Raw genomic sequence first — 10,503 nt, forward strand, 5'->3', positions numbered from 1 at the left:
TACAACAAGGGTAGTTCCGGCTGGCGATTTTCTCGCCAGCCGGTAACGGCGTTTACGACGGGGGTCACGGAGTTTCAGGAAATAATAGCGAATCTCGCAGAAGGTGATCGTTGCCGCGACGGCGGGTAAAGCCGATGCGGTTGAAATACTCCAGGATCTGGATCGCCAGCTTGCGGCCGACGTTCAGCCGGTCGCGGAAATCGGCGGCGCAGGTTGAGCCGCGCGCCTGATCCAGCTCGCGGATCAGGCTGGCAAACGCCACAATACGATCGTTACGGTAATAACGATCTTTCACGATCGCGACTATCAGCCCCTGCTGCGCCGCGTGCCGCAATACCTGACGCATCACCTGCTCGTCGGTGTTCGTTTCCCGAGCCAGATCGCGAACCCACCACGGCTCATCGCCAAACAGCGGGGCCGCTTTTTGCCATATCGCCTCTTGCTCTGCGGTGAACCCGGCCTTGTGATCCGGCAGGTGCAGCCAGCCGTGGTGGCTTTTAATCACCCCGCTTTCACGCATGTTTTCGATCAGCAGCAGCACCAGCGCGTCGTCTTCCATCGGCAGGGCCATGCGGCGCAGGCGCTCGCGGCCCGGGCCTGGCTCATCCTGATGCTGTTCATGATACGTCGCCAGCGTGTTCAGTATCTTACGCTGCCAGCGTGCGGCAACCGGAGCGTTGAGCAGGCTGTTCCCGGCCTGAATAAAGCCCGGTTCTCCGGTTAACTGACGCAGCCCTTCCCCGCTCAGCTGGCGTGCCCAGGCAAAATCACTCAGGCTTACCGCACCGCGATCGAGATGCACCCGCAGCGCGGCGCTATCATCCGGCGCCTGTGCCAGCGCGGCCAGCCACTGCAGATATTCCGGCTTACGCTTGCCGCGCCGCGGCGGGTTAAGCGCCACCACCCGCGCCCCGGCCAGCGTTTCCCGCGCGGAGATATCCCGCAGGACCAGACGGTCGTTGTCTGCCAGCCAGAGCGGTGAATCGAATACCAGCTCGGCGAGATCGTTTTCCAGCAGCGACACGCGCCCGGTGATATGGCTGGCCGCGTGGTGAATATGCAGCGGCTGCCACTGGGTCAGGGGCACGTTGGCCTGCAGGGAGACAATCACGCGTTCAGACGGTTCAGGCGGGGCGTCGGCCAGCAGCCAGTCGCCGCGGTTAAGCTGCTCTTTTTCTGCATCCCCGGCGATGTTCAGCGCGATACGCTGCCCGGCATGAGCGCGCTCTGCGGGCTGGTTTTGCGCGTGCAGCCCGCGCACGCGCATCGGCTTGTTCACCCCCGTCAGCCACAGGCTATCTCCCACCTTCACTTCACCGCTCAAGGCGGTACCGGTGACCACCAGACCCGCGCCTTTAACGGTAAATGCGCGGTCAATCGCCAGACGGAAGCGGTGATGGCTGGCATGGTCACGCGGTGAAAGTTGCTGCAAGTGGTGGCGAAGTTCGTCGATACCGCGGCCTTCCGTCGCCACGGTGACAAATAGCGGTGCGTCGACAAAGCCATACTCGCGCAGGGTCGCCTGTACCGTTTCGCGCACCTCGCTGACGCGGGCTTCATCCACGCGATCGGCTTTGGTCAGCGCCACGGTCAGCTGCGGGCTGCCGGTCAGCTGCAGGATCGCCAGGTGCTCACGGGTTTGCGCCATCACGCCGTCATCGCAGGCCACCACCAGCAGGGCATGATCGATGCCGCCGACGCCCGCCAGCATGTTGGACAGAAACTTTTCATGCCCTGGAACATCAATAAAGCCCAGCACGCGGCCATCGGGCTGGGGCCAGTAGGCATAGCCCAGATCGATGGTCATCCCGCGCTTTTTCTCTTCCGGCAGGCGGTCGGCGTTTATCCCGGTAATGGCCTGCAGCAACGTGGTTTTTCCGTGGTCGACATGACCGGCGGTGGCAATAATCATTTCAACAACATCTCCAGAAATCGCGCTTCATCTTCAAGGCAGCGCAGATCCAGCCACATTCGGCCATCGTAAATCCGCCCGATAACCGGCGTTGCCAGGCCGCGCCAGCGCAACGACAGGGCTTCCAGGTGGCTGCCGCGCCCGTCGCGCGGGGTCAAGGTGAGCGCTTCGCTCGGCAGCCTGTCCACCGGCAGCGAACCGCTGCCAATCTGGGACTGGCAGGGCTCAATGCGAACGACAAAATCGGGGTAATGCGGGGCAATGCGCGGCAGCAGCAGTTCGGCCTGGGCGCGAATCGAGGCGGCATCGCGGGTTAACAGGCGCAGCGCAGGCAGGCGGTCGGCCAGCTTCTCCGGATGGAGATAGAGCCGCAGCGTGGCGTCCAGCGCGGCAAGGGTCATTTTATCGGCGCGCAGGGCGCGCTTGAGCGGATGCTGCTGCAGCTTCGCAATCAGCTCGCGCTTGCCGACGATAATCCCGGCCTGCGGCCCGCCCAGCAGCTTGTCGCCGGAAAAGCTGACCAGGCTGACGCCCGCCGCAATCATCTCCTGCGGCATCGGTTCTTTTGGCAGGCCGTACTGGCTCAGATCGACCAGCGAACCGCTGCCGAGATCGGCAATCACCGGAATATCGAGCTCGCGCCCCATCGCCGCCAGCTCGGCCTCATCAACCGTTTTGGTGAAGCCTTCAATCTGATAATTGCTGGTGTGGACCTTCATCAGCAGGGCGGTGTTTTCGTTCACCGCTGCGCGATAATCTTTCGCGTGGGTACGGTTGGTGGTGCCCACCTCATGCAGCGTGCAGCCCGCCTGGCGCATCACGTCCGGGATGCGAAACGCCCCACCAATTTCCACCAGCTCGCCGCGGGAAACCACCACCTCTTTGCCGCTGGCGGTGGCCGCCAGCATTAGCAGCACCGCTGCGGCGTTGTTATTCACAATACAGGCATCTTCCGCGCCGGTGAGCCGGCACAGCAGATCCGCCAGGGCACGATCGCGATGCCCGCGTCCGGCGCCGTCCAGATCGTACTCCAGCGTGACCGGCGCACGCATAGCCTGCGCGACCGCAGCAACCGCCTCTTCCGCCTGCTGCGCGCGGCCCAGATTGGTATGCAGCACGGTACCGGTCAGGTTGATCACCGGGCGTAACGCGCTCTGCGCGTTCTTGTCCAGCCGATGTTCCACTTCCAGCTCCCACGCGGTACACCAGTCGGGCAAGCTATTTTCTGCCTGAATGGCGCATCGTGCTTCGTCCTGAAGCAGGCGTAACATCGCAACCGTCGCGGTATGGCCGAAACGCTCCACAACAGCGTGAATGCGGGGATCGCGAAGAAGGCGGTCGGTAGCGGGGATCTGGCTGTAGAGCGAATGATGAGTAGTCATGAAAGCGCCTGGCGAGTAAATATCTTCCCCCCTCCCGACGGGAGAGGGAGTTAACATGTGGAGGGATTGTACCGCCTCCTGCAACGAAGTGTTATAACCCGCGTCAAGCCTTTGGCGGTTCGGTACGGGCAAAGCTCTCGCGGCTAAACAGCGTGTCAGCAAGCTTCACCAGCAGCGGACGGTCAACGCACCAGCCCGGGGAGACGCGGCGGAAGTTGAGATAGCCGATGGCGCAGGCGATGGCGATGGTGGCCAGGTTCAGGCTGTCGGTGTGAATTTTTCCTTCCCGGATGCGCTTTTCGCACATATCCAGACTGCGGCTGATTTTTTCCCGCTGGCGCAGCAGTTCGTTTTCTGACTGCTGTGCGGCGGGCCTGGCCTGCTCGCGCACGGAAGTCAGCGCCGCATCCATAATGCCGTCGGCCAGGGCTTCAATTTGCTTCACCGCCAGCGCCGCTTTTGGGTCGGCCGGAAGCATCGCCGGGGCCACGCCCAGCAGCTCGATATACTCCGCAATAATCGGAGAATCGAACCAGTATTCCCCCTCGTCCGTCACCAGCGCCGGGACTTTCCCCAGCGGGTTGTACTGCGCGACGCCGTTTTCGGCGCTGTAGGGCTGTTCATTGACGAATTCAAATTCAATCCCTTTCTCCAGCAGGAGAATCGAGATTTTTCGCACGAAGGGACTGGTGTAGCTACCGATGAGTTTCATTGCCTGATCCTTGATGCCGGAAAAAGGTCAGTATGGATCAGGCGATGAAAAAAGGGCAGGTATGCGTGTCGCATTCCTGCCCCTGGAAGATTAGTGATCGAGGTAGAGGTAGTGCATCCAGCTGGTCATGCGCAGCAGCACTTTACGCATCACCGAGACGTGGGCGAAATGGTCTGAATAGACCGCCACCTGGGCATAGATGCCGTCCGGCAGCGCATCGACGTCGGCGTTAGGCTCCAGCTCAATCAGCGCCTGGACGCCATCCGTACCCGGCGTGACGGTCAATGCCTGCAACGCCCCCTGCGCCTGATACGACCCGCCAGGCACCACCGGCAGAACGCTGGTGAGCTTACCGGAGAACACCTGGCCCGGCAGCGCGTTAAACACCACTTCCGCCTCATCGCCCGGCTTCAGACGCAGCAGCGAGTTCTGGCGGAACTGGGCCACGATCTGGCGCTTCTGTTCCGGAATAAAGACCATCACCGGACGCAGCGGCAGCGCGGCGGCGTAGGTTCCCGGACGAATCAGCACCTGAGTGATATAGCCATTGCTCGGCGCACGCACCACGGTCTGATCCAGATTGTATTTCGCTTCGGCAAGCTGGGCGCGTAAGGAGGCAATCTGCGACTGTTCGCCGTTCACCATGCTGTCCAGCTGGCTTTGAATTTGCGTCTGTTCAGCCACGGAGCCTTTCACCAGCGCATCCTGAGCCAGATAGTTCTGCCGCGCGTTGTCGATATCGCTTTCAGAGAACGGATTCACCTTTGCCTGGCTGCCTTTCAGGTAGCGCTGATAATCTTTGTACAGGCGGTCACGCTCGGCGGAGACGCGGGTGGTATTGGCGACGGCTTCTGCAAGCTGCGCCTTCAAGCTGTCAATATTGTGCGTCGCGGTGACCAGGTCGGCCTGGAGTCTGTCGACACGCGCCTGGTAGCGGCCCGGATCCAGTTTAAATAACACGTCGCCTTTTTTAATAAGCTGGTTATTTTTATCGGTCACTTCACTAACTATTCCGGTCACCTGCGGCGTAATCGGAATAGAAATAACCGCTTTTTGCGCCGTAAAGGTATACGGGTGGTTATAGTTCATTAACAGAATCAGTCCGGCAACAATAAATACCCCGCCTAGCGTTGCGGTGGCAAGCGTCCACTGGTTTACCGGAATGCGGAATATTTTAAAAATTACCCAGGCAAACGCCACATAGGTCAAAATAATCAACAGATCCATGATTAGCGCTCCAGCGTGTTTTTATCAGCAGCGGGCTGTGCCGCTGCCAGCTTTTGTTCGAGTTCGGCCACGCGTTTGGCCAGCGCATCCATACCCGGAACCTCATCAGGCTTTGTGATGTGGTTCTGCATACCCCAGCCGCGATCTTCGCGGTACAGCGTGGCCCAGATCCACAGAAACGGCCAGATGGCATGGAGCGTAAACAGGCTAATCCAGCCTGCCGTATGAATGGCATCGGCATGCGGATGGTTACGCTTTTTGGCCATGTTATAAGGAATGTCATGAATAGCGATGATTCCGTAAAAGAGAACCAGAAATACAAAAATCAATACGCCCAGCGCAAAATAGTTGAGAAACATATTCTCCTCACTTAAACAACGTCAACTCATTAAATTAATAGAATGGTATGCAGCCTAATTAATTTATATAAACACGAATTTGTGCTTACTATTTCAGAGCCGGGGAGTATCGTTTTTAATAATATCTCCGCGCAAGTTTATAAGCGTGTCAAAATATATCCTGAATAATAAAAGACGTAACCTTACAATATGAGCGTAATCCAGGTTTATCCTTTTTGCCATACGACATTCGTGACGCATTTTTTTAGCTTTTCGTGTGACGTTAATCCTGGCCCATGTCCGCAATGCAGAGTTTGCTGGCGATCGCAGCCAGAGAAATCTGCATAAAAATATTTTGTGAAATCAGTCACAATCCAGAAACAAACACACCAGAGAAAAACGTGACAACAGTCACACAAAAGGGTGGATTTTGCTTTTTTTCTCGCCATCGTATTTTTTTTGCCCACCAATTTTGTGATTGAGATCACCTCATTGATATCCGCACCCCCTACCTTTACGTGACGTGCATCACACAATTTTCCCCCGTCTGGACAGTTGAACGATTCAGTGCCAGATTTCACAGCATCAGAACAGGGTCCGGCTACCTCTGCCGCCTCATTAACAATAAACCTCGGGCCGCAAGCCTAAGCGTAAACAGAAGAAGGGGTGTTTTATGTCATCCGATTTCAAGATCAAAGTTCAAAGCTTTGGTCGTTTCCTCAGCAACATGGTGATGCCAAATATCGGCGCGTTTATCGCGTGGGGTATTATCACCGCATTGTTCATTCCGACAGGGTGGTTGCCTAACGAAACGCTGGCGAAACTTGTTGGCCCAATGATTACCTATCTCCTGCCGCTGCTGATCGGTTTCACCGGTGGTCGTCTGGTAGGCGGTGACCGTGGTGGCGTTGTGGGTGCCATCACCACAATGGGTGTGATCGTCGGTGCGGATATGCCGATGTTCCTCGGCGCCATGATTGCCGGCCCTCTGGGCGGCTGGGCGATTAAGAAATTCGACGTCTGGGTTGACGGTAAGATCAAATCCGGCTTCGAAATGCTGGTGAACAACTTCTCTGCGGGCATCATCGGGATGATCCTCGCGATTCTGGCGTTCCTCGGCATTGGCCCTGCGGTTGAAGTCCTGTCCAAAATTCTGGCGGCGGGCGTTAACTTCATGGTGGCGCACGACATGCTGCCGCTGGCCTCTATCTTCGTTGAACCGGCGAAAATCCTGTTCCTCAACAACGCCATCAACCACGGTATCTTCTCGCCGCTGGGCATTCAGCAGTCTCACGATCTCGGCAAGTCCATCTTCTTCCTGATTGAAGCGAACCCGGGTCCGGGTATGGGCGTCCTGCTGGCGTATATGTTCTTTGGTCGCGGCAGCGCGAAACAGTCTGCTGGCGGTGCGGCGATCATCCACTTCCTGGGCGGTATCCACGAAATTTACTTCCCGTACGTGCTGATGAACCCGCGTCTGATTCTGGCCGTTATCCTTGGCGGTATGACCGGCGTGTTCACCCTGAGCGTGCTGGGCGGCGGTCTGGTCTCCCCTGCTTCTCCGGGTTCTATCCTTGCGGTACTGGCGATGACGCCAAAAGGGGCGTACTTCGCGAACATCGCGGCCATCTGTGCGGCCATGGCGGTCTCCTTCGTGGTCTCTTCTATCCTGCTGAAAACCAGCAAAGTGAAAGAAGATGACGATATCGAAGCGGCAACCCGCCGTATGCACGACATGAAAGCCGAATCCAAGGGCGCAACCCCGCTGGCGGCGGGTGAAGTGTCTAACGACCTGAGCCACGTGCGTAAAATTATCGTTGCCTGCGATGCCGGTATGGGTTCCAGCGCGATGGGTGCAGGCGTGCTGCGTAAGAAAGTGCAGGATGCGGGCCTGACCAACATCTCCGTCACCAACAGCGCCATTAACAGCCTGCCGCCGGACGTTGACCTGGTCATCACGCACCGCGATCTGACCGAGCGCGCCATGCGCCAGGTGCCGCAGGCACAGCACATTTCGCTGACCAACTTCCTCGACAGCGGTCTGTACAGCAGCCTGACCGAACGTCTGGTTGCCGCACAGCGTCACGAAGAAAACGAAGTGAAGGTGCGCTCCAGCCTGCAGGACAGTTTTGACGAGAGCAATGCCCACCTGTTCAAGCTGGGTGCGGAAAACATCTTCCTCGGTCGTACCGCGGCTACCAAAGAAGAGGCGATTCGCTTTGCCGGTGAGCAGCTGGTAAAAGGCGGCTACGTTCAGCCTGAATACGTCGACGCGATGCTGGAACGTGAAAAACTGACGCCAACCTACCTTGGCGAATCCATCGCGGTGCCGCACGGTACGGTTGAAGCGAAAGATCGCGTTCTGAAAACCGGCGTCGTATTCTGTCAGTATCCGCAGGGCGTGCGCTTCGGTGAAGAAGAAGACGACATCGCCCGCCTGGTGATTGGTATCGCCGCTCGCAATAACGAGCACATTCAGGTGATTACCAGCCTGACCAACGCGCTGGATGACGAAACGGTTATTGAGCGTCTGGCCAATACCACCAGCGTAGAAGAAGTGCTGGCGCTGTTGAACAAGTAAGTCCGCTCTCTTCCCTCTCCCCTCCGGGGAGAGGGCTAGGGTGAGGGGGAGAAAGCTCCTCACCCCAGCCCTCTCGGGTAAAAACATTGATGAAGGTTAACACTATGAAAGCATTACATTTTGGCGCAGGTAACATTGGTCGTGGCTTTATCGGCAAACTGCTGGCAGACGCGGGCATTACGCTGACGTTCGCCGATGTGAATCAGGTCGTACTGGATGCCCTGAATGCCCGTCATAGCTATCAGGTGCACGTGGTGGGCGAAAACGAGCAGGTTGAGACGGTATCCGGCGTCAGCGCGGTCAGCAGCATCGGTGACGACGTGATTGACCTGATCGCCAGCGTCGATCTCATCACCACCGCCGTGGGCCCGGTTGTACTCGAGCGTATCGCCCCTGCGGTCGCGAAAGGCCTGGCAAAACGTAAAGCGCAGGGTATCGACACCCCGCTGAACATCATCGCCTGCGAAAACATGGTGCGCGGCACCACGCAGCTGAAAGGCCACGTACTCAACGCGGTCGCTGAAGAAGACAAAGCCTGGGTTGAAGCGCACGTCGGGTTCGTGGATTCCGCTGTCGATCGCATCGTGCCGCCGTCAGAATCCGCCACCAGCGACCCGCTGGAAGTGACCGTGGAAACCTTCAGCGAGTGGATCGTCGATAAGACCCAGTTTAAGGGCGCGCTGCCGACCATTCCGGGCATGGAATTAACCGATAACCTGATGGCATTTGTCGAACGCAAACTCTTCACGCTGAACACCGGGCATGCTATAACCGCGTACCTCGGAAAATTGGCCGGTCATCAGACCATTCGTGACGCGATCCTCGATGAGAAGATCCGCGCGGTGGTAAAAGGGGCAATGGAAGAGAGCGGCGCGGTGCTGATCAAACGCTACGGTTTTGATGCGGATAAACACGCAGCATACATCCAGAAAATCCTCGGTCGCTTTGAAAACCCGTATCTGAAAGATGACGTTGAGCGCGTGGGCCGTCAGCCGCTGCGTAAGCTGAGCGCGGGCGACCGTCTGATTAAGCCGCTGCTCGGCACGCTGGAATACGGCCTGCCGCACGCCAACCTGGTGAAAGGCATTGCCGCTGCCATGCACTACCGCAGCGAGCAGGATCCGCAGGCGATTGAGCTGGCTCAGCTGATTGACACCAAAGGCGCGCAGGCTGCGCTGGCGCAGATTTCCGGTCTGGACGCCAACAGCGACGTGGTTGTGGAGGCGGTTAACGCATACAACGCAACCAAATGATGCACAGTGCGGCGCAGGTTAACCTGCGCCCAGATTATAGATTGTCAGATATGCAGGCAATAATGGAACAAACCCAGGCCTTTGAAAATCGTGTGCTTGAGCGTCTGAATGCTGGCAAAACCGTACGAAGCTTCCTGATTGCCGCTGTCGAGCTGTTAACCGAGGCGGTGAATATCCTGGTGCTTCAGGTGTTTCGCAAAGACGACTACGCGGTAAAATATGCTGTAGAACCGTTACTGGACGGCGATGGACCGCTGGGCGATCTCTCCGTGCGTCTGAAGCTGATTTATGGTCTTGGCGTGCTGAACCGACAAGAGTATGAAGACGCTGAGCTGTTAATGGCGCTGCGCGAAGAGCTCAATCATGACGGCAACGAGTACACGTTTACCGACGATGAGATCCTGGGGCCGTTTGGCGAGCTGCACTGCGTTACCGCGCTGCCCCCTGCTCCGCATTTTGATAATAGCGATCCTGAGCTGTACGCGATGCAAAAGCTGCGTTATCAGCAGGTTGTCCGCTCCACGATGGTTCTCTCCCTGACCGAGCTGATTTCACGAATCAGCTTAAAAAAAGCGTTTCAGAAGTAAGCCTGCTCACATTGGTGTATCCTTCCCTGTAAATTCCCCGTTTTCAGAGTTATTTGTCATGAATGAAGTCGAAAAGAACGAAATTAAACGCCTGAGCGACCGCCTGGATCTGATCCGTCACCAGATGGCGGGCCTGTCGCTGGTCGATTCCGCCGAGAAGTACGCCGAGCTGGAAAAAGAGGTTGCCACGCTGGAAACAGAAATCGAGCGCCTGCGCGAGGTGAAAGGCCAGAAGCTGAGCAAAGAAGCGCAGAAGCTGATGGGCATGCCGCACCGCCGTGCGATCACCAAAAAAGAGCAGGCCGACATGGGCAAGCTGAAGAAAAGCGTCCGTGGCCTGGTGGTGGTACACCCGATGACCGAGCTTGGCCGCGAAATGGGCCTGAAAGAGATGACGGGCTTTTGTAAGACCGCGTTCTGATTTCATGCCGGGTGGCGCTGCGCTTACCCGGCCTACCTTCCTCTTGTACCTTCACGTTAATTGGTCCAACCAATAGCACAACCAATCCTT

9 protein-coding genes are annotated in these 10,503 nt (G+C 57.5%); 4 read left to right on the plus strand and 5 right to left on the minus strand.

All coding sequences use genetic code 11. The features are described from left to right. Window positions 1–64: 64 nt before the first annotated feature. From selB to L6R44_RS19410, 5 genes are all read right to left on the minus strand, one after another. Window positions 65–1,912, minus strand: a complete 1,848-nt coding sequence (selB, locus tag L6R44_RS19390; RefSeq protein ID WP_237425147.1) for a selenocysteine-specific translation elongation factor — start codon at window positions 1,910–1,912, stop codon at window positions 65–67. Then, entirely contained in the window at window positions 1,909–3,294 is a 1,386-nt protein-coding gene (selA, locus tag L6R44_RS19395) for an L-seryl-tRNA(Sec) selenium transferase (protein ID WP_237425148.1), read from the minus strand. Before selA ends, selB begins: the two co-directional genes overlap by 4 nt. Before the next feature lie 103 nt (window positions 3,295–3,397). Continuing rightward, window positions 3,398–4,006 (minus strand): glutathione S-transferase, encoded by a 609-nt coding sequence (locus tag L6R44_RS19400; protein ID WP_237425149.1) that lies wholly within the window; start codon window positions 4,004–4,006, stop codon window positions 3,398–3,400. A 90-nt stretch (window positions 4,007–4,096) separates the two neighbouring features. Beyond that, window positions 4,097–5,233: an HlyD family secretion protein gene (locus L6R44_RS19405; RefSeq protein WP_077064254.1), complete on the minus strand. Its 1,137-nt coding sequence runs from the start codon at window positions 5,231–5,233 to the stop codon at window positions 4,097–4,099. A 2-nt stretch (window positions 5,234–5,235) separates the two neighbouring features. Next, a complete protein-coding gene (locus L6R44_RS19410; protein ID WP_032644441.1) occupies window positions 5,236–5,592 on the minus strand; it encodes a DUF3302 domain-containing protein in 357 nt (118 codons plus the stop codon). A gap of 652 nt (window positions 5,593–6,244) precedes the next feature. On the opposite strand from L6R44_RS19410, the gene L6R44_RS19415 reads away from it, so the two are divergent. The 4 genes from L6R44_RS19415 (at window position 6,245) to L6R44_RS19430 (ending at window position 10,413) form a co-directional block, all read left to right on the plus strand. Then, window positions 6,245–8,152, plus strand: a complete 1,908-nt coding sequence (locus tag L6R44_RS19415) for a PTS mannitol transporter subunit IICBA (protein WP_047716359.1) — start codon at window positions 6,245–6,247, stop codon at window positions 8,150–8,152. Between the two features lie 89 nt (window positions 8,153–8,241). Then, a complete protein-coding gene (gene mtlD, locus L6R44_RS19420; protein ID WP_237425150.1) occupies window positions 8,242–9,405 on the plus strand; it encodes a mannitol-1-phosphate 5-dehydrogenase in 1,164 nt (387 codons plus the stop codon). Then, on the plus strand, window positions 9,402–9,992 hold the full coding sequence (gene mtlR / locus L6R44_RS19425; RefSeq protein WP_032644438.1) for a mannitol operon repressor MtlR: 591 nt from the start codon (window positions 9,402–9,404) through the stop codon (window positions 9,990–9,992). Before mtlD ends, mtlR begins: the two co-directional genes overlap by 4 nt. Window positions 9,993–10,050: 58 nt before the next feature. Next, a complete protein-coding gene (locus L6R44_RS19430; RefSeq protein ID WP_237425151.1) occupies window positions 10,051–10,413 on the plus strand; it encodes a YibL family ribosome-associated protein in 363 nt (120 codons plus the stop codon). Window positions 10,414–10,503: the final 90 nt, after the last annotated feature.

The sequence above is a fragment of the Enterobacter cloacae complex sp. ECC445 genome (genome assembly GCF_021892025.1).
GTDB classification, from domain to species: Bacteria; Pseudomonadota; Gammaproteobacteria; order Enterobacterales; family Enterobacteriaceae; genus Enterobacter; species Enterobacter chengduensis.

Excerpts from the sequence above, each read along its gene's own strand:
- selB (WP_237425147.1), bottom strand. The coding sequence starts at position 1,912 with ATGATTATTGCCACCGCCGGTCATGTCGACCACGGAAAAACCACGTTG.
- selA (WP_237425148.1), bottom strand. The coding sequence starts at position 3,294 with ATGACTACTCATCATTCGCTCTACAGCCAGATCCCCGCTACCGACCGC.
- L6R44_RS19400 (WP_237425149.1), bottom strand. The coding sequence starts at position 4,006 with ATGAAACTCATCGGTAGCTACACCAGTCCCTTCGTGCGAAAAATCTCG.
- L6R44_RS19405 (WP_077064254.1), bottom strand. The coding sequence starts at position 5,233 with ATGGATCTGTTGATTATTTTGACCTATGTGGCGTTTGCCTGGGTAATT.
- L6R44_RS19410 (WP_032644441.1), bottom strand. The coding sequence starts at position 5,592 with ATGTTTCTCAACTATTTTGCGCTGGGCGTATTGATTTTTGTATTTCTG.
- L6R44_RS19415 (WP_047716359.1), top strand. The coding sequence starts at position 6,245 with ATGTCATCCGATTTCAAGATCAAAGTTCAAAGCTTTGGTCGTTTCCTC.
- mtlD (WP_237425150.1), top strand. The coding sequence starts at position 8,242 with ATGAAGGTTAACACTATGAAAGCATTACATTTTGGCGCAGGTAACATT.
- mtlR (WP_032644438.1), top strand. The coding sequence starts at position 9,402 with ATGATGCACAGTGCGGCGCAGGTTAACCTGCGCCCAGATTATAGATTG.
- L6R44_RS19430 (WP_237425151.1), top strand. The coding sequence starts at position 10,051 with ATGAATGAAGTCGAAAAGAACGAAATTAAACGCCTGAGCGACCGCCTG.